Source organism: Ruegeria sp. N7 (assembly GCF_056531345.1).
This window is the reverse complement of record NZ_JBQFLR010000024.1, coordinates 1-19,638: the sequence shown is the minus strand read 5'-3', so window position 1 is coordinate 19,638 and position 19,638 is coordinate 1. Positions and strand designations below refer to the sequence as shown.

The following is a 19,638-nucleotide window of genomic DNA, read 5'->3' as shown; positions in this document are numbered from 1 at the left end:
ATGAAAACCCATGCACAAGCTGTCGTGATCGGAGGGGGCCTTGCCGGCTGTTCGATCCTGTACCATCTGGCCAAGCTTGGCTGGACCGACGTTGTCCTACTGGAACGGAACGAGTTGACCTCCGGCTCGACCTGGCACGCAGCGGCGAATATCCACGGGCTGCACGACAACAACAACATCACCCGCATCCAGCACTATACGATGAATCTGTATAAACAGCTGGAACAGGAAACCGGCCAAAGCTGCGGCGTATTCCAGCCCGGCTCGCTCTATCTGGCCCAGACCGAAGAGCGTGAGCACCAGCTGCGCCTGCAAGAGGCGAAAGCCCGGTTTTATGGTCTGAACTTCTACGAAGTCAGCCGTGAAGAAGCCAAGGAACTGCACCCGCTGGCGCAGTTCGATGACATCCGCTGCATCATGTACGAACCCGATGGCGGCAATGTCGACCCGTCGGGCGTGCCGCATGCCTATGCCGCCGGGGCCCGTGCGATGGGGGCCACTATTGAACGGTTCTGCCCGGTGACAGCGACCGAAAAACAGCCCGACGGCAGCTGGATCGTGCGCACGCCCAAAGGCGACATTCACACGCAATGGGTTGTCAACGCCGCCGGTCTCTGGGGCCGCGAGGTAGCGGCGCTGGCGGGTCTGACCCTGCCGCTGCAACCGACCGAGCATCAGTATTTCGTGACCGAAAGCATCGACGAGGTCGCCAGTCTGGGCCGTCGTTTGCCCTCGATCGCTGACCGCGACGGCGAATATTACTTCCGGCAGGAAGGCAACGGCCTTCTGATCGGGGCCTATGAGAAAGATATGAAGTTCTGGGCCGAGGACGGCACGCCGCTCGACTTCGCGCATGATTTGTTCCCCGACGATCTGGACCGGATCATGGAAAACGTCATCCGCGCCACCGAACGCGTGCCAGTTGCGGCCACTGCCGGGGTGAAACGCGTGATCAACGGCCCGATGATCTGGTCGCCCGACGCCAACATGCTCTGGGGGCCGGTGCCCGAGCTGAAGAACTATTTCCTCTGCGGCGGTCTGATCCCCGGCTTCTCGCAATCCGGGGGCTTGGGTCTGCTGGCGGCGCAATGGATGATCGAGGGCGAGCCGCAATACGACATGTTCGCCTGGGATCTGGCCCGGTTTGGCGACTGGGCCGACAAGAAATTCACCAAGGCCCGCGTTCGGGATGCCTACACCCACCGCTTCAAGATCCATTTCCCCAACGAGGAACGCAGCGCAGGCCGCCCGGCCCGTATACGCCCCGCCTATGAGATGCAGAAGCAGATGGGCTGCGTCTTTGGCCTCAATTGCGGCTGGGAACATCCGCTCTGGTTCGCCGATGAACCCGAGGTGGAAGAGACCACCGGTTTTACCCGCCAGAACTGGTGGGAGCCCGTAGGCCGTGAGGTGCAGATGCTGCGCGACAGCGTGGGCGTGATCGATATCTCGAACTTCGCCAATTACGTGATCAAGGGCCCCGGTGCCCATGACTGGCTGGACCGTCTGGTGGCCAATCGGGTGCCCACCGAAGTGGGGCGCAGCTGTCTGACGCCGCTGATCTCGGTACGCGGTGGCGTGGCGGGTGATTTCACCATCACCAAGCTGGCCGAGGATGAATACATGATGATCGGGTCGGGCATGGCCGAACGCTATCATCAGCGCTTCTTTCAAATGGTGGAAATGCCCGAGGGCACCACGCTTGAGGTCGCCACCGACCGCGTCGCGGGGTTCAACATCGCAGGCCCCAGGTCACGCGAAGCGCTGGCACGCCTGACCAATGCCGATCTGTCGAACGAGGCGTTCCGCTTCATGCGGTCGCAGAAAATCACGGTCGCCGGCGTCGAATGCGTGGCCATCCGGGTCAGCTTTACCGGCGATCTGGGCTGGGAACTGCACTGCGCCGAGGGGGATCAGGTGGTGCTCTACACCGCCTTGCTTGAGGCCGCCAAAGACTTTGGTGGCGGTCCGGTGGGCGGGCGCGCGCTGGGGGCGCTGCGGATCGAAAAGGGCTATGGCTCGTGGGGTCGAGAGTATTCTCAGGAATACTGGCCGCAAGAGGTCGGGCTGGCGGGTCTGATCAAACTGGACAAGGATTTCCTGCACAAAGACGCCTATCTGTCCGTCAAGGACAACCCCGCGCGCGAGGTGCTGTCCGTCTTCGAACTGGATGTGACCGAAGATGCCGACGCAACCGGGGGCGAGCCGATCTTTACCCCCGATGGCACGCCCGTGGGCCGTGTCACCTCGGGGGCGTTCGGTTACTCGGTCGGGAAATCGCTGGCGCTGGGGTTCCGCAACCCAAACACGGCACAGCCGGGCGATGAGATGGTCATTCAGGTCATCGGCAAACCGCACAAGGCGCGCGTACTGGCCGAGGCACCGTTTGACCCGTCGGGCGCCAGACTGCGGCGCTAACGCTCAAAACCCGTCTACAGGCAGGCAAGGCCAATAAGACGCTCCAAAAGATGTCTCGTCTCGGCACTTCAGGCGACTTCATCTTTTTCCAAATACTCCCGCCGGAGGCGCCCGAACTCACCCACCAGCGCATTGCGGGCGCCATTGCTGCGCCACCGGGTCACAAATGCGCAGGCAGTCCACCGCGCGTGCAGCGATCTGGGACACGATATCCATCAGGGCGTCGGGCTTCAGATAAAACGCAGGCACCGGGGGCAGGATGATGGCGCCCATTTCTGCCGCCGCCGTCATGTTGCGCAAATGGGCCAGGGTCAGCGGTGCTTCTCGTGTCAGTAAAACCAACGGCCTGCGTTCCTTGAGCTGAACGCTGGCGGCGCGCGTCAGCAGGTTATCGTCCAGCCCATGCGCAATCGCGGCAAGCGTTCGCATGGAACAGGGCGCAACGATCATGCCGGATACCGGAACCGACCCGGACGCAATGCTGGCACCGATGTCGGCGCTTGGGTGATGCCGCGTCACCAGTTGCCGCAGGTTTTGCAAAGCGTCCGGGCCGCATTCCTGCGCAAGTGTCCGCATCCCGGCTGCGCTGACCACAAGATCGGCCTCGATATCCGATGACGCCAGGCACCGGGCCACTGCAAGGCTTAACGCCGCGCCTGACGCACCGGATACCCCCAAAACAACACGGGCGTTTGTCATGCTCTCAGCTCCGGCATCAATCGGTTTACAAGGTCTTCCGCAAAGGCGTGATCTCCATCCGCAGTGTGCATCACAGTCCCCCATTCCCGCAGCGTTTCACTGCCCAGTTTCGTCGTGGCGTCGATGCCGATTTTTCCGGCCAGACCGGGTTCGGGTGATGCAAAATCCAGATAATCCATAGGTGTCCTGTCCAGCACCATCACGTCCCGGCCCGGGTCCATGCGAGTGGCAAGCGCCCAAGCAATATCCTCCCAGTTTCGGGGATCGATATCGGCATCGACCGCGATGATCATTTTCGTATAGCTGAATTGCGGCAGCATTCCCCACAGGGCCATCATCACGCGCCGGGCCTGCCCCGGATACCGTTTGTCGATGGCAACGATTGCCATTCGATAGGAACAGGCGGCGGGCGGCAGCCAAAGATCGTGGATTTCGGGGATCTGCGCGCGGATGGTCGGCAGGGCCAGGCGGTTGAACACCTCGCCAATGATTGACGGTTCGTCCGGTGGCCGCCCGGTATAGGTCGAAAGATACAGCGGCGCGTCCCGATGGGTGACAGCGCTGACCTGCATCACCGGAAAGGGTTCAGCCGGGTTGTAATAGCCGGTGTGATCCCCAAAAGGCCCCTCGGGGGCGGTCTCGCTTGGTGAAACCCAACCTTCCAGAACAATCTCGGCGTCAGCAGGAACCAACAAGGGGATGGTTCTGGCCGGGATCAGATGTGGGCGCTTCTGGTTCAGGGCACCGGCAAATGTCAGCTCGGATACCGTTTCTGGCAAGGGCAAGGCCGCCGATAACAAAGTCGCGGGGTTTGCGCCCAGCACAATGGCGACGGGCATCTTTTCGGCGCACCTCGCCCAGCTCCTGTGATGCGCCGCGCCGCCGCGATGAGGCAGCCAGCGCATGATGACACGGTTCCGGTCCAGCACCTGAACACGGTAAACCCCCGCGTTATAGCCTTGCGCCGCGTTTGCATCGCTGCCGTAGGGCCGGGTAAGAACCACGGGCCACGTGATCAGCGGCCCCGCATCGCCGGGCCAGTGGGTCTGGATTGGCAGCGCGGTCAGGTCCACATCCGCTCCGCTGTGGCAGAGGCTTTGCACCGGGGCGGTTCTGACCAGTTTCGGTCGGGTCAACAGGGCCGCCTTCAGCATCGGCCATCTGGCCAGCGCGTCCCGCACTCCGTCCGGCGGCGTCGGGGACCGCAGCGCGGCCAGAAAGGCCCCCAGATCGTCAAGCCCGGCGGGTGTGACACCCAGCCCGGCAGCAACCCGTTCCGCCGTTCCGAACAGGTTGACGACGACGGGGGTATCGAACCGATCAGTGGACACGTCTGTCGGGTGGTCAAATTGCAGAACCGGCCCGCCCGCCTCAAGCACGGCGCGGTGAACAGCGGTCATCTGATGGCGTACGGAAACCGGATCAGGGATGCGCCTGAACTGTCCGGTGTCTTCGCACCATTTCAGAAAATGCCGAAGGCTGGGATATTGCGGCAGGGTGCGAATGGGACTGCTCCGACGGTGGTTTCCACCCTCTAGCAACGAAAGCGAGGGGTCGAATTGACAACCGTCAAGTCACCCCAGCCGCGATCGCCCTAGGAAGGCATCCAAGGTCATAATGTTGTGACAGCAGGAGGTCTCATTGCCCGTTCCTCAGAACCCGATACCGCGCTGCCCGGCGGCTTTGGCGGCCATGTTTCGGATAGTGCCGCTTGGCCCCTTGTCGCTGTCGCTGACGGTCTTCACGCGCCGGGTCGCAAAGAAAAACCCGGAAATGTTTCAACGGCTTGGCGCATACGGAAGATCAGTTTTCGTTCTTGATCCGACGGATTTGCCTGTTGTCCTGCTGCTTGATCCGAATGGCGGTGCCCCAAAGGTGACACTGACCCGGCGCAGCGGGTCAGGGGTTGCGCGTATTTCCGGCCCTCTGGCGGCCCTTCTTGGGCTGGTTCACGGTGCATTTGACGGCGATGCACTGTTCTTCTCACGTGATCTGGTGATCGAGGGCGATACGGCCGCGGCGCTGGCCCTGCGCAACGCAATAGACGACGCGGAACTGGACCTCGCGCACGAGGCCGCAGCCCTCTCCGGCCCGCTTGCGCGCCCGCTGAAGCAGCTGATCGCGTTGGTGGAACGTCGAACCGGCCTGTACCTGACTCGACCGGAAGATGCTGTACTATGGTGATGGAAATCGTCTGCCCGGCAGGAACGCCCGCCGCCTTGCGCGCAGCCGTCAAGGCCGGGGCGCATACAGTCTATTGCGGCTTCAATGACGAAACCAACGCGCGCAACTTTCCGGGCCTGAACTTCGACCGGGCCGAAATGCGCGCGGGTGTTGCCTTTGCCCATGACCACGGGGCCAAGGTACTGGTTGCGATCAACACGTTTCCCCGCGCCGGCAGCGAAGCAATCTGGCATCGCGCGGTGGCCGACGCGGAAACCTGCGGCGCGGATGCCGTGATCCTCGCCGATATCGGGCTGCTGGATTATGCCGCGCGCAACCATCCGGGGCTGCGCAGGCACCTGTCCGTGCAGGCCGCGGCGGCGAATGCCGATGTGATCAACTTCTATGCCGAAACCTTCGGCGTCAAACGTGTGGTCCTGCCGCGCGTGCTGTCGGTTCCCGAAATCGCCGCCATCAACGCCGAAACAGAAGTCGAGACCGAGGTTTTTGTGTTCGGCGGGCTCTGCGTGATGGCCGAAGGTCGCTGTTCGCTGTCCTCTTATGCCACCGGGCTGTCTCCGAACATGAATGGCGTCTGTTCGCCCGCCAGCCATGTTGAATACCAGAACGACAAGGGCGCGTTGAACACCCGTCTGGGTGGCTACCTGATCCACCGAGTCGAACGAAACCAGCCTGCACCTTACCCGACATTGTGCAAAGGGTGCTTTTCCGCAGGTGAAAAGACGGGCCATTTGTTCGAAGACCCCGTCAGCCTGAACGCGGAACGGCTGATCCCGCAATTGCAGAAGGCCGGTGTTACCGCGCTGAAAATCGAAGGGCGCCAGCGCTCGAAATCCTACGTTGCGCAGGTGGTTCGGAACTTCCGTGCCGCTGTCGACGCGCTTGAGGCCGGGCGCCCTCTGCCCGAGGGGATGCTGGCCCGTTTGTCCGAAGGGCAGGCCATGACAACCGGCGCCTACAAAAAAACCTGGAGATAGCGCGATGGAACTGACCGTTGGCCCCAACCAGTTTTTCTGGCCCGCCGAGAACTGGACTTCCTTTTATGAGGATCTGGCCCAAACCCCCGTCGACCGCATCGTGCTGGGTGAGCTGGTTTGTTCCAAGCGCCTGCCGTTCTATCAGGACCGGATCCCCGACGCGATTGCCCGGCTGGTTGAGGCTGGCAAACAGGTTGCGCTGACCAGTCTTGCACTGGTGACGCTCAGGCGTGAACGCAAGCTGACCGCCGATCTGGCGGATCTGGGCGTCACGGTCGAGATCAACGATCTGACCGCGCTGGCGCATCTGCCCGAAAACACCGATTTCGATGTCGGACCGCTGATCAATGTCTATAACGAAGGCACATTGGCATGGCTGGCGTCACGTGGCGCGCGCCGCATTTGCCTACCACCGGAACTGCCAATCGCCTCGGTCAGGGTTCTGGCACAAGCCGCCGCCAGTCTGGGTGTCGCAGTCGAGGTTTGGGGCCATGGTCGCCTGCCATTGGCCATCTCCGGCCGGTGTTACCACGCGCGCCTGCATGGGCGCAGCAAAGACAACTGCCAGTTTGCCTGCGAAAACGACCCCGACGGGCTGGATGTGCTGACCGGCGATGGACAACCATTCATGGCCATGAACGGCGTGCAGACCTTGTCAGACAGCTATGCCTGCACGGACCATCAGGTCGAGTTGCTGCAAAGCGCGGGCGTCTCGGCCCTGCGCCTGTCGCCGCAATCTCAGGGGTTCCCAAGGCTGTGTGCGCTCTACCGTCAGCGGCTGGATGGTCAACTTGACCGGGGCGATCTGGAACATGCCCTGTGCACGGACGATCCCGATATAAGGCTAAGCGATGGGTTCCTGACCGGCGCATCCGGTGCTGAATGGTCGGGTTCGGCACGCGTGTCCACCGAAGCGGCACGCTGATCATTCTGGAAAAGTCCGGCATCCGTGGGCGAATGTTTGAGGCGACCAGAGGAAGCGATCCGAAACATCCACGGATCGTCCTGCGCAGTCAGGTGGTCACTGGCAGACGTTGCCGCACCAGTTCGGCCCACAGGTTTGCCCCCAATGGCAGCAGCGCGTCGTTGAAATCATAATCGTCCGCGTGCAGGGGGCGGCCATTCGACCCCTCGGTTCCATTGCCGATCAGCAGAAAACACCCCGGAACCGCAGCCGCAAATTCCGCGAAATCCTCGGAAAACGACATGGCGGTCCGGTCGCCGTCAACCTCCAGACCCAGCGTTTTTGCTGCTGAAACCACATGGGTTGCGGCGTCGGTATCGTTGATTGCCTCGATGAATTCGGTCCGGAATTCCACCGTCACCGCGACACCGTGGCTTTCCGCCACGCCCGCCGCGATCTGCCGCATATGGTGTTCAATCCGCGCGCGGTCATCGGGGGACATCGCCCGTGCGTCCCCTTTCAACACTGTTCGACCCGGCAGGACGTTGCGCTGCCCATCGGTGATGAACTCGGTCACGGAAACGACCGCGCCAGACAATGGGGCAAGCTTTCGCGAAACGATGGTTTGCAAGGCCAGAACAAGCTCTGCTGCGGGCGTGATTGTCTCGCGCCCGACATGGGGCATCGAGGCATGGCCGCCCTGACCGGTGATGGTGACCTCGAATAGGCTTTCGCTGCAACAAATGACACCGGCGCGGGTTGAAACCCGTCCAACGGGTTCGCCCGGCAGATTGTGCGCGCCATAGACTTCGTCAATCGGAAAATCCCGCAGGACGCCTTCCTCAATCATCGCCCGCGCGCCCAGCCCGTGCTCCTCATTGGGCTGGAACAGGAAGACAACGGTGCCGTCAAAGCCCTGATCCCTGGCCAAAAGTTCGGCCGCGCCCAGCAGCATCGTCGTATGGCCGTCATGGCCGCAGGCATGCATCACGCCCGGGTTCCGAGACTTGTAGGCAAAGCTGTTGGCCTCGGTAATGGGCAGGGCGTCGAAATCCGCGCGCAGACCGATGGACCGGTTGCCATGGCCCGCTCGCAGAACACCAACAACGCCGACACCTTCATGCACTTCGATGCCAAGGCTTCTCAGGTGGTCGGCGATCCGGGCCTTGGTCCAGTCCTCCTGAAAGCCAAGCTCGGGGTTGCGGTGAAACTCATGCCGCAGGGCGCGCAGGTTTTCGGAAAAACTCGTCATGGCAACTCTCCTTCGTCCTGCTTTCTTGCGCCCTTGCTACAGGATTTTGCAATCCCGCTCAAAGATAGGTTCCGATTGATGCACGTTGCCCCCGGATGAGAGCCCTGAACAGTTTCGATCCCGCGAGCAGCCCACCAAGCCGCGCACCACAAGACCGGCGGGTCTGTAAACCATTCTGCGCCTACATCCCGTTGCGGGGGATGACATAAGACTGTTCGTCCTCAAAGATCAGATCGGCACCCGACCACGCCTTTAGGCGAGCGGTCAGGTGAAATTCGGTCGCTGTCGCCCTTTGTTCGGAATGGGTCCAGATCTTGGCTGACCACCCTTCGCGGTCGAAACCGGCGGTTTGCTCCATTGTGGCCATTGCCGACAATGGATCACCCGGCTGGATGGTATAGCGTCGATCCGACATATCGCTCAGCACCGTGCCGATATCGTCAAGGCGAATATCGCCCACCGGCCCAAAGACACCCCCGTCAAGGAAATACCTGTGTGTCACCGCGCCATTGGTCAGATCGGTGTGGACCGAACGCTCCATCGACCCAGAGCGAACGTTCGTCTTCCGCGGGGCGACGTCGGAACCCTGAGGTTCGGGCAGCGGGCGTGGGGCTGGCGCGTCATCTCGCTGGTTTCGCACGGGCAGGATCAGCCGCGACGTGCCGGGTCGGATCGTCAGCGTCACAGGTTCCGGCGCTGGCCACAGGACCGGCCAATAGGCAGACGCGATTTGCAGAACGATGCGATGACCCGCCAATACCCGATAACCGGTTCCATAAAGCGGGACAGTCACGTGCATGTCTTCGCCGGGTGTAATCGGCGTCGGTTCAGTGTCACTGATCCGGTGCGTCAGGTTGCAGAACCCGCGTGCAATCAATGTCTGCGCGCCGTCCGGGGCCTCATCCACCAGCAGGGCCGCAACAATGCCCTGCGTCCGATCGGCAGAAACAGTCAGGTCAACCGAGGGCTGGCCCAGAATATCTATGGGCTTTTCCAAGGGCTTTGCTTTGAATTGCAGCGCCCCTGCGGCCTCGATCCGGCAATCTGCTGCCATATCTCCGGGTATTGCAAAGGAACACATGTCGCCCGCTGCGGCCCCGAAATTCTGTGGCGAACAGACCGACATCTCCCCGCCCGACCCGGCGGAGGCGTCCAGGGTTCCGTCATTCAGCCACAAGGGCTGGTCCTTGACATTTGGCGACGGCCAGCTCGGCTCTTCGATCCACCGCCCTTCGCGGTGCACATGTGTCCCGGACGGGGCGGCACTGTCTTGCAGGAAAAACCGCAAGGGCGGCTCGTCCATCAGGCCGGTGTCGATCCCCTTCAGCCAATGGTCCCAGAACCGGATCACCTCGCCGACGAAATCGACCCGGGGCCCCGGCACCCCTTCTTGCGGATACAGATGCGCCCAGGGGCCCATCAGGATCTTGACCGGCCCGCTCAGATGTTCCGCGATGCGGAACGGCGTGTCGCGATACAGGTCCATCCATCCGCCAAAGAAATACACCGGCACATCGACATCCGCATAGTTTTCGCAGATCGAGCCGCGCCGCCACATGTCGTCATGGGTCTGATGTTCCAGCCACTTGGCGGGCCAGAATTCGACCCCCTCCAACCGTGCGCGCCACATGTCGATCCAGCGATCCGCGCCCACGATCTCGGGGTCGGGCGGCATGGCATTGTACAGCTGCATGATCGAACCCCACCAGAAATTGTCATTGGCCAGACAGCCGCCGTAAAAGTGAATATCCTCGCGCCAGCGGTCATCCGTTCCCATCACCGGCGCAATCGCCTTCAGCGCTGGTGGGCGGGTCGCGGCCACCTGAAAGGCGTTATACGCCCCCCAGCTTTTGCCGAACATTCCGACATTTCCGTCGCACCAGTCCTGATCTGCAATCCACAGGATGATGTCGTGCCCATCCTGAATCTCCTGATGCGAATACTCATCTTCGGGAATCCCGTCGCTGTCACCATAACCGCGGATATCCACCCGGATCGACGCATAGCCTGCCGCGGCGAAATGCGGATGCATGCTTTCATCCCGCATCCGGGTGCGATCCCGGCGGCGATAGGGGATGTATTCCAGAACACAGGGAACAGGCGTTGTTCGCGCCGATCCGGGCAGCCAAAGCCGTGCCGCAAGTTTTGCGCCGTCCGGCATGGGAATCCAAACGGTTTCGATGACCTCTGTGTTGCTCATGTCCGGTCCTTTGACTGACTGTCAGGTGAAAGGCTGCTTGTGGTGTGCTTCATTGATCTCACCACCGAAGCCCCAAGCGCAGCGCATCATAAATGGCGGCATGCGTGTTGCGTGATGAAACGGCATCTCCGATCCGGTACAGATCAAACCCGGCCTCTGGGACAGATTGCGGAAACACGGGGCCGGACCTGCCGACCAGCGCTTCATAATCCACGGCGCCCAGGTTTCGCGACAGCGGTTTCAGATCGAAGTACAGATCATCCAGTGGTAAAACACCCTGATTGACAACCACCTGATCATACAGGCGCTTTTCTATCAGGTCCGAGTAATCCGTGCCAATGGCTGCCTCCAGCTGGTTGCCTGATCGCACCAGTGATTTCAGCGTCCGGGCGACTGTGAACACGGCTCCGGTTTTTTGCAGGGCCCGCATATAGGGCACCAGGTTCATCCCCATGATTTCGGGGGCAAAACTGCGGTCGCGGGTCATGATTTCTACCCGCCCGCCCGCTTGTGCGATAGCCTCAGCCGCCATCAGGGCCGGGTGATCCCCCGCATCGTCATAAATAAGGACATTGTCGCCGGGGCGCACATCACCGGTCAGGATATCCCATGCAGTAACCGCCAGATCGTTACCCGCCTCCAGAACCGTCAAATCGGGCAACCCGCCGGTTGCGATCACCACCATGTCCGGCGCAAGCGCGGTTACAGCATCGGCGTCCGCAAAGGTGTTGAACCGAAATGTCACGTCGCGCGCCGCGCATTGGGCCATGCGCCAGTCGATGATTCCGATCATCTCGGACCGGCGTCGGGATTGCGCGGTCAGCCGCACCTGACCGCCGGGTTCGGGCGCGGCCTCAAGAACGGTGACGTCATGCCCGCGCTCGGCCGCGACCCGCGCGGCCTCAATCCCGCCGGGGCCTGCGCCCACAATCACCGCGCGGCGGCGCGTTTCAGCAGCAGGGATCACATGCGGCATCGACAATTCGCGCCCGGTGGCCGGGTTGTGGACACACAGCGCCTCACCCGCCTGATAAATGCGGTCAAGACAGTAGGTGGCACCGACACAGGGCCGGATGTCCTCTTCCCGTCCAGCCCGGATTTTGGCAACGATCATCGGATCTGCCATATGCGCGCGGGTCATGCCGACCATGTCCAGCAGGCCCGAGGCCACCGCATGCCGTGCCGTTGCCACATCGGGAATGCGCGCGGCGTGAAAGGTCGGCATCCCAACCTCGGCCCTCACGCGCCCGGCGAAATCCAGATGGGGTGCGCTTTTCATGCCCTGAACCGGGATCACGTCCGTCATGGCCGGGTCGGTATGAATACGCCCGCGAATAATGTTCAGGAAATCGACCTGACCACTGTCACGCAGCCTTCGGGCAATCTCCAGCCCTTCCGCTTCGGTGATGCCGCCCTTTTCCACCTCGTCGGCGGTGTAACGGACCCCTATGATGAAATCGCGCCCGACGCGGTCGCGGATTGCATCCAGAACCATGAAGCCAAAGCGCAACCGGTTGTCCAGATTGCCCCCAAAAGGCGCGTCCATCCGATTGGTCATCGGCGACCAGAACTGATCGATCAGATGGCCATAGGCCTGCAATTCAATTCCATCCAGCCCGGCGGCCTGCATCCGTTCGGCAGCATCGGCGTAATCGGTCACAATCCGCGCGATGTCGAAATCTTCCATCTTCTTGGCAAAGGCCCGGTGCGCCGGTTCCCGGTCGTGCGACGGCGACAGGGATGGCAGCCAGTCACCCTTGTTCCAGCCCGTGCGCCGCCCCAGATGGGTCAGCTGGATCATCACCGCACAGCCATGGGCATGGCAGGCATCCGTCAGCTCCGCCATCCAGCGGACTACCTCGTCCTTGTACGCCAGGATATTGTTGAACGCAGGCGGGCTGTCGCGGCTGACAACGGCCGACCCCGCCGTCATGGTCATCGCAACCCCCGCTTTGGCCCGCACCTCGTGATAGGCACGATAACGTTCCGTCGGCATCCCATCTTCGGGATAGGCGGGTTCGTGACTGGTCGTCATGATCCGGTTCTTCAGCGTCAGGTGCTTTAGCTGATAAGGTTGCAGCAAGGCATCGCGGCTCATGATAGCGCCTCGTGATCGGTTTGAGTGCGCAAGGCGGCAACAGGGTCGGATGACATGCGGCTCTCCGGTTGTCTGGGGGCAAAAGGTGAGGGTCTTTGCCGATTGAAATCAAACTGGAATTGCCAAGTCAAACTTGTTTTCAATCAGACGTTTTGGACCCATTTTCCTCATGCCTTACGCCCGAGTGGACAAGACAAGCGCGGCCGCGCACACCCGGTTGGCGTATGCCTTCAGTGAACAAATCCTCTTGCGGAGTGCCCACGCGCAAACAGGCGGCGAGGCCGGGCTCAGGGCGTCTCGGAATGAACGCTCAGCAGGGTTTCCAGAAACAGCTTGGCCGCACGTGTCGGATCCGGATGTTTCCGTGTCACCGCCGCAAAGCGCGTTCTGTATTTGATTTCCTGCGGCATCACCTGCCTCATAAGCCCCTGTTCGACAAATTCCTGCGCCAGATGGTCCGGAAGAAAGCCCAGATAGCTGCCTGACAGAATAAGAATTGCAAGGGCCTGTTCGTTCTGCACTTTGGCAGCGCGCCGAAACCCCAGTTGCTGGCCATATATCAGGTTGGGCGAGTTCACGTTCAGACCCGCATAGTTGTACGCCTGAATGTCCCGCAAACTCAGCGTGTCAGCGGACTGGCTGAACAACGGATTGTCCTGCCCGCAATACAGAAACATGTTTTCCCCATAAAGCGGCGCATAATGCAGGCTTGCCGAGGGGCGGTGCAGGGCGATGATCCCGACATCCAGCTGCCCGCTGATAACCATGGTCTCAATGACGTTGGGCGGTTCGATCGACAACTCGATCTGGATGGCAGGGGCGGCTTCGTTGAACCTGTGAATGGCGCGGGCAAGGCGCGCTTCTGGGTTCGTGGTACACTGATCGAACAACGCCACGCGGATACTTCCTGCCAGTTGCTGCTTGATCTCGTTGACTTCGGTTCTGAACTGAGAAACCGAAATCAGCAGGTCTTCTGTCGCGGCCAGCACTTTTTCGCCGTCTTCAGTCAGGGAAAAACCCGCCGGGCCACGGTTGCACAGCTTCAAGTCCAGCCGCAGCTCCAGATCCGATATGTGTTTCGAGATTGTTGACTTCCCGATGTTGAGCTCATTTTCCGCCGCTGAAAACCCTCCGCTTTCCGCAACGGTTTTGAAAACCCGAAGAAGGCGGATGTCCGTGTCCCCGATGCGGGTGGCCAGTGGGTTTTGTCTCATATTATAAGTTCGACATTTGTGAAACCTTTCACGCAAATATTAACAACGACGAAACCATGTTGGCAAGATAGCCTCTTGTGGCCGAGGCAGAATCGGACTGGCCACCTTCTCCCCAGGCCATCGCGCACCTCGAAACACGACAAATGGGAGGACATCCATGTCATTTATCAAAAAGCTGGGCACCATCAGCGCCGCCGTTTCCGTTGCTGCACTGATGGTTGCGGGCACGGCTGATGCGAAGAACTTCAAGATCGCAGTGGGCGATAGCGCAGGAAGCGCACAGGAAGCTCTGGGCATCGCCTTCGTCAAGGCGCTGGAAGAGAAATCGGGCGGTGCCCACACCGCAACGCTGTTTCTGAACGGTCAGCTGGGGTCCGAACAGGACACCGTGAACGAGGCGGCGATCGGAACGCTGGATATGTCTCTGCTGGCGATCAACAACATCACGCCGTTCTCGCCTTCGGTCGGTGTTTTCACGCTGCCTTACGTGATCCTCAGCCTGGAAGATGCCGAAAAGCTGACCCAGGGCCCAATCGGTCAGGAACTGGTCGAAAACACCATCCGTGATGCCGGCGTGCGCATCATCGGCTGGACCTATACCGGTTTCCGCCGCCTGACCAACTCGAAAAAACCGGTCAAATCGGTTGCTGACCTTCAGGATCTGGTCATCCGCGTTCCTAAGAACGAGATCATGATCGAAACCTACAAGGCATGGGGCATCAACCCGACGCCGATGGCATGGTCGGAAACCTTCACCGGTCTGCAAACCAAGGTGGTTGACGGGCAGGACAACCCTTACCTGACCATCAACGCGATGAAGTTCTACGAGGTTCAGGACCACGTCACCAACCTGCGCTACATCTTCTCGATTGAACCGCTGATCGTTTCAGAAGCGGTCTTCCAGGACCTGTCCGCAGAAGATCAGGCAATCCTCCTTGAAGCAGGACAAGAAGCCACCCTGGCATCCGCACAATTCCTGCGGGATTCCGAGGCCGCCATCAAGGAAGAGCTGACCGCCAAAGGCATGGAGATCATCGATCCCGAAAACGACGAAGCCGAGTTCATCGAACTGGCAACAGGTGCCGTTTGGCCCCAGTTCTACGACTCCATCGGTGGCGTCGAAAAACTGAACACCGTTCTGGAAGCCATCGGCCGCGAGCCGGTGCAGCAATAATCGCCGCAGAGCGATACCGGGAAGAGCGCCACGGCGCTCTTCTCATCTCAGGGAGGAGTGAAACCACATGTTCTGGAAATTTCTGGACAACATAGAAAGTGTCATCTGCCGGATACTCTTATCCGGCTTTGTCTGCCTTTTGTTCGTGCAGATCATCGCGCGCGAGGTCTTCGGCTTTTCGGTCAGCTGGATCGAAGAACTCTCGGTCTACATGTTCGTATGGTTCGTCTATTTCGGTGCAAGTTACGCCGCCCTGAAAGGGGCGCATAACCGCGTGACGTTCCAGTTCAAATTCCTGCCTGACGGGTCGATCAAATATGTCGAAGCCTTTGCCGACCTCTTCTGGCTCTTCTTCAATGTCTACTTCCTCTATCTGGCGACAGACTTTGTTTTCAACAAGATGAACAAGTTCTGGAAATCCCAGACACTGGGCATCGAGATGAAGTATATCTACATGGTGCTGCCCATCGCATTTGCGCTGATGACCTTCCGCATCATTCAGGTGAATTACCGCCGCCTTGTCAAAGGCGAGGACATTCACGATCCCGACCAGATCGATCTGGACGAGATCAAGGCCGCTGCCGAAGCGGCCAAAGACCACTGAGACCGGGAGGGGTAACCATGGAATCCGAAATCGTCACGGTCCTGTTTGGATCATTTCTGTTCTTGCTGCTCATTGGCGCGCCGATCACGGTGGCGCTGGGTGTCGCGTCGCTGATCTCGTTTCTCTATCTGGGCGACAATCCGATCAAGTTCGTGCAGATCGCCTTTACATCCGTGGGCTCGTTCCCGCTGATGGCGCTGCCAGCCTTTATCCTTGCCGGGGCCCTGATGGAGGCTGCCGGTATCTCAAAACGCCTGATCAACGTTGCCGAAAGTCTGGCCGGTCCTTTCACCGGTGGTATTTCGGCCGCAACGGTCATGGCCTGTCTGTTCTTTGGTGCAATTTCGGGCTCGGGCCCGGCAACAACCGCGGCTGTTGGGATGCTGATGATCCCGGCAATGATCGACCGCGGCTATGAGCGCGGCTATGCCTCGGCGATCACTGCGTCCTCTGGCGGCCTCGGGATTATCATTCCTCCCTCCATCCCGATGGTGATCTTCGGCATTGCCGCGCTCGGTATGGCCCCGCCACCCGAAGCGGTCGAGAAATTCGGCACCTTCCAGTCGGTTTCGATTTCGAAACTGTTCATTGCCGGGTTTGTACCCGCCTTCCTGATCGCCACCAGCCTTCTGATCCTGAACTACTTCATGTCGAAAAAGCGCGGCTACAAAGGCGTCGCCGAAGGCTGGTCGATCCGCCATGTGGGCTGCGAAATGTATCGCGGGTTCTGGTCTTTGATGGCGCCGCTGGTGATCCTGGGCGGTATCTATACCGGCTTCTTCACCCCGACCGAGGCTGCAATCGTCGCGATCTTCTATACCCTGTTCGTGGGGGTAGTCATCTATCGCGAACTGACCTGGCAGTCGCTGTTCCAGTCGCTTGAAGCCACCACATGGCTGACCGGTCGCGTCCTGCTGATCCTGTTCACCGCTACGGTGTTCGGACGTCTTTTGGTGGAAAACCAGATCCCGGCGATCATCGCAGATTCGATGCTCAGCTTCACCGACAACCTCTATGTAATCTGGGCGCTGATCATCTTCTTCCTACTGTTCGTCGGCATGTTCATGGAAACACTGGCCACCATCCTGATCCTTGTTCCGGTAATGCTGCCGGTAGCGTATTCGGTTGGTATCGATCCGATCCACTTTGGCGTGGTGATGGTCTGTACGCTGGGCATCGGGTTCCAGACCCCGCCGCTGGGCGAGAACCTGTTCATCGCATCCGGTATCTCGAACATCTCGATCGAACAGATCTCGTTGCGCGCGCTGCCTTTTGCGGCGGCAAACACGGTGGCGATCTTCATTATCGCCTTCTTCCCTGAACTGTCGCTGTGGCTTCCACGGCTGTTTGGCTACTGATCTGAAAGGATGACGACATGAAACAGATGGTCACCAACATCCTGTTTGCCACCGACCTGTCCGAAAACTCGGGTCACGCCATGCGCCATGCCGCAAGCATCGCGCAGGCCACCGGGGCGGAAATTCACGTGCTGCATGTGAATGAACCCCTGTCGGAGGATGCCAAGATCACGATGGAAATCTTCATCATGAACGAAGAGACCCGCAAGACCGCCATTGAGCGTCGTCACGAGATGGTGCGCAAGGTTCTGGCCGAGCGGCAAGCCAAGTTCTGGGCGCAGTTCGACGGCGACGACGGGAAAATTCGCGATCAGGTCACCTCGGTCGAGGTGACTGACGGCCATCCGGCAGAAGTGATCCTGCGCCGCTCGGTCGAACTGGGTTGCGACCTGATCGTATTGGGAGCGCATGATCACGGCTTTTCGCACACCTTCCTGGGCACGGTCGCAAAACGCGTTTTGCGGCGCTCCAGGATCCCGACACTGATCGTTCCGAACCCGGACGAAATGTAACAACCCCACTGACAAGGAAGTACAAAATGAACAAAACCCTGACCACGCAGGACCTGGCGGACACGTTCGACGCGTTCAACCGCCACGACATCGACGGCGTGATGACCCACTTCGCCGACGACTGCGTGTTCTACACCGTGGCCGGTGACGAGAAATACGGCAACAAGGTTGAAGGTGCCGAAGCCATCGCCGCCGCGTTTTCGGGCGTCTGGGCAGGCATGAAAGACGCCCATTGGGATCATCACAGCCACTTTGTCCACGGTGATCGTGCCGTATCCGAGTGGACCTTCTCGGGAACCGACGCAAACGGAATGCGGATCGAAGCCGAAGGTGCGGATCTGTTCACCGTTCGTGACGGTAAAATCATTGTAAAACAGGCGCTTCGCAAAGCGCGCCCAATGTCCAAAGCCTGATCCGCCGCCCTGCGCGCAGCCTCGGAGAAAAACAAGAATGGTGGATAACAGCATCCCGCGTCACTGGCCCAAGGCCAGTTATGACCCCAAATATGACCCGATCATTGATGCGGGTCCGGGTCACAATCGCGACCACGCGCCCACGTATTGGATTGGAACGGCCGGAACACCTCCGGCCGATGATGGACCTGTGTCCAGCGATATGGATGCGGATGTGGTGGTGATCGGATCGGGGTATACCGGTCTGTCGACCGCCATTCATCTTGCCAAGGAATACGGCATTCAAGCCGTTGTTTTAGAAGCAAATACCGTCTCCTGGGGCTGCTCCACCCGCAATGGCGGGCAGGCCCAGATCTCATCCGGGCGGCTCAAGCGGTCGCAATGGATCGAACGGTGGGGAACGGACGTGGCCAAGCGCATGCATGCCGAGGTCACAGAAGCGTTTCAGCTGTTCAACGATCTGATTGCGTCCGACGATATCGATTGCGACCCCCAGCCGGGTGGCCACTACTACATCGCGCATCGCGACAAGGTCATGCCGTCCCTCAAGAAAGAGAGCAAGCTGCTCAACGACGTGTTCGGCTATGGTTCGCGCATCCTCTCCCGGGAAGAACTTCACGAAAAGCACGTGCGCGATATGGAGGCCGCAGGTGCCATGTGGGAACCCGACGGGACCTGCATCCATGCGGGTAAACTGGCGTTCGGCTACGTCAACATGGCGCGCCGTCTGGGGGTGAAAATTCACACCGGCAGTCCGGTCATGGGATGGCAGACGAAAAACGGCGTGCATCACCTGCGCACACCGGGCGGCATCGTCCGCGCCAAAACGGTGGCCTTGGCAACCGCGGGCTATACCCCACCGGGCCTGAACACGCGCACAAAGCACCGCCTGATGCCCATCCTGTCAAACTCGATGGTGACACGGCCGCTGACCCAGGCCGAACTGGATGAGTGTGGCATTCAGACCAAATCACCCCTGACGGACACCCGCACCTTGCGCCACTACTATCGTTTATTGCCCGACAACCGGATGCAGATCGGCAGCCGCAGCGCGGTAACGGGGCGGGATGCCGAGAACGAAAAACATCTGGAGCTTCTGAAGAAGGGCCTCGCCCGAAAGTTCCCGGTGTTGACGGATATTAACCTCGATTACTCGTGGTGGGGCTGGGTCGATGTCAGCCACGATATGATGCCGCGTATCTTTCAACCAGATCCGCAACAGCGCGTGTTCTACGCGATGGGATACGGCGGCAACGGCGTTATGTACTCGGCTCAGGCCGGGCGTCGTATGGCACAGCTGATCGCGGGCAAGAAAGACAAGGCCTTTGCCCTGCCGATCTTCACGTCCCCGCTGCCCAGCCATGGCATCCTGACACCCTTCCGCCGCCTCGGCCAGCGCATAGCCTATGTCGGCTATTACCTCAGAGACGAAATACTGTGATTTACCAACGCTTTAGCGTTCTGAAGATAAGGAAACACCCCTATGAAGATGACGACGGAAGAGGCCTTTGTTAAGGTTTTGCAGATGCATGGTATTGAACATGCGTTTGGGATCATTGGCTCTGCGATGATGCCGATTTCGGATCTGTTTCCGAAGGCTGGGATCATGTTCTGGGACTGTGCGCATGAGG

At 60.1% G+C, this 19,638-nt stretch carries 17 protein-coding genes; 11 read left to right on the top strand and 6 right to left on the bottom strand.

Annotated elements, in window-relative coordinates:
- A complete protein-coding gene (locus ACR0ES_RS18670; protein WP_480871479.1) occupies positions 1-2,418 on the top strand; it encodes a GcvT family protein in 2,418 nt (805 codons plus the stop codon).
- A 117-nt stretch (positions 2,419-2,535) separates the two neighbouring features.
- Here the strand turns inward: ACR0ES_RS18670 and ACR0ES_RS18665 are convergent, their stop codons facing one another.
- Complete coding sequence (locus tag ACR0ES_RS18665) at positions 2,536-3,117, bottom strand: UbiX family flavin prenyltransferase (RefSeq protein WP_480871478.1); 582 nt, start codon at positions 3,115-3,117, stop codon at positions 2,536-2,538.
- Entirely contained in the window at positions 3,114-4,622 is a 1,509-nt protein-coding gene (locus tag ACR0ES_RS18660) for a UbiD family decarboxylase (protein ID WP_480871490.1), read from the bottom strand. Before ACR0ES_RS18660 ends, ACR0ES_RS18665 begins: the two co-directional genes overlap by 4 nt.
- A 136-nt stretch (positions 4,623-4,758) precedes the next feature.
- Between ACR0ES_RS18660 and ubiT the strand changes: the two genes are divergently transcribed.
- From ubiT to ubiV, 3 genes are read left to right on the top strand one after another with little or no spacing between them, the layout of a single operon-like run.
- Entirely contained in the window at positions 4,759-5,301 is a 543-nt protein-coding gene (gene ubiT, locus ACR0ES_RS18655) for a ubiquinone anaerobic biosynthesis accessory factor UbiT (RefSeq protein WP_480496068.1), read from the top strand.
- A complete protein-coding gene (ubiU, locus tag ACR0ES_RS18650) occupies positions 5,301-6,278 on the top strand; it encodes a ubiquinone anaerobic biosynthesis protein UbiU (RefSeq protein WP_480871489.1) in 978 nt (325 codons plus the stop codon). The genes ubiT and ubiU overlap by 1 nt, the downstream gene beginning before the upstream one ends.
- A 4-nt stretch (positions 6,279-6,282) precedes the next feature.
- Complete coding sequence (gene ubiV, locus ACR0ES_RS18645; protein WP_480871477.1) at positions 6,283-7,203, top strand: ubiquinone anaerobic biosynthesis protein UbiV; 921 nt, start codon at positions 6,283-6,285, stop codon at positions 7,201-7,203.
- Positions 7,204-7,291: 88 nt separating this feature from the next.
- On the opposite strand, the gene ACR0ES_RS18640 is transcribed toward ubiV, so the two are convergent.
- The 4 genes from ACR0ES_RS18640 to ACR0ES_RS18625 all read right to left on the bottom strand — a co-directional run bounded on the left by ACR0ES_RS18640 (position 7,292) and on the right by ACR0ES_RS18625 (position 13,946).
- On the bottom strand, positions 7,292-8,434 hold the full coding sequence (locus ACR0ES_RS18640) for an amidohydrolase (protein ID WP_480871476.1): 1,143 nt from the start codon (positions 8,432-8,434) through the stop codon (positions 7,292-7,294).
- A 181-nt stretch (positions 8,435-8,615) separates the two neighbouring features.
- Positions 8,616-10,634, bottom strand: a complete 2,019-nt coding sequence (locus ACR0ES_RS18635) for a CocE/NonD family hydrolase (protein ID WP_480871475.1) — start codon at positions 10,632-10,634, stop codon at positions 8,616-8,618.
- A 58-nt stretch (positions 10,635-10,692) separates the two neighbouring features.
- Complete coding sequence (locus ACR0ES_RS18630; protein WP_480871474.1) at positions 10,693-12,732, bottom strand: oxidoreductase; 2,040 nt, start codon at positions 12,730-12,732, stop codon at positions 10,693-10,695.
- A 287-nt stretch (positions 12,733-13,019) separates the two neighbouring features.
- A complete protein-coding gene (locus ACR0ES_RS18625) occupies positions 13,020-13,946 on the bottom strand; it encodes a LysR family transcriptional regulator (RefSeq protein ID WP_267366015.1) in 927 nt (308 codons plus the stop codon).
- A 157-nt stretch (positions 13,947-14,103) separates the two neighbouring features.
- Between ACR0ES_RS18625 and ACR0ES_RS18620 the strand changes: the two genes are divergently transcribed.
- The 7 genes from ACR0ES_RS18620 to ACR0ES_RS18590 all read left to right on the top strand — a co-directional run.
- Positions 14,104-15,120, top strand: a complete 1,017-nt coding sequence (locus ACR0ES_RS18620) for a TRAP transporter substrate-binding protein (protein WP_267366014.1) — start codon at positions 14,104-14,106, stop codon at positions 15,118-15,120.
- Positions 15,121-15,187: 67 nt separating this feature from the next.
- Positions 15,188-15,724: a TRAP transporter small permease gene (locus tag ACR0ES_RS18615; protein WP_480477503.1), complete on the top strand. Its 537-nt coding sequence runs from the start codon at positions 15,188-15,190 to the stop codon at positions 15,722-15,724.
- Positions 15,725-15,741: 17 nt separating this feature from the next.
- Positions 15,742-17,082, top strand: coding sequence for a TRAP transporter large permease (locus tag ACR0ES_RS18610; protein WP_480496053.1), 1,341 nt, complete (start codon positions 15,742-15,744; stop codon positions 17,080-17,082).
- Positions 17,083-17,099: 17 nt separating this feature from the next.
- On the top strand, positions 17,100-17,594 hold the full coding sequence (locus ACR0ES_RS18605; RefSeq protein ID WP_209507926.1) for a universal stress protein: 495 nt from the start codon (positions 17,100-17,102) through the stop codon (positions 17,592-17,594).
- Positions 17,595-17,620: 26 nt separating this feature from the next.
- Complete coding sequence (locus tag ACR0ES_RS18600) at positions 17,621-18,007, top strand: nuclear transport factor 2 family protein (protein ID WP_480871473.1); 387 nt, start codon at positions 17,621-17,623, stop codon at positions 18,005-18,007.
- 37 nt (positions 18,008-18,044) lie between these two features.
- Entirely contained in the window at positions 18,045-19,448 is a 1,404-nt protein-coding gene (locus tag ACR0ES_RS18595; protein ID WP_480871472.1) for an NAD(P)/FAD-dependent oxidoreductase, read from the top strand.
- Positions 19,449-19,490: 42 nt separating this feature from the next.
- A partial coding sequence (locus ACR0ES_RS18590) for a thiamine pyrophosphate-binding protein (RefSeq protein WP_480774324.1) occupies positions 19,491-19,638 on the top strand: 148 nt, incomplete at its 3' end.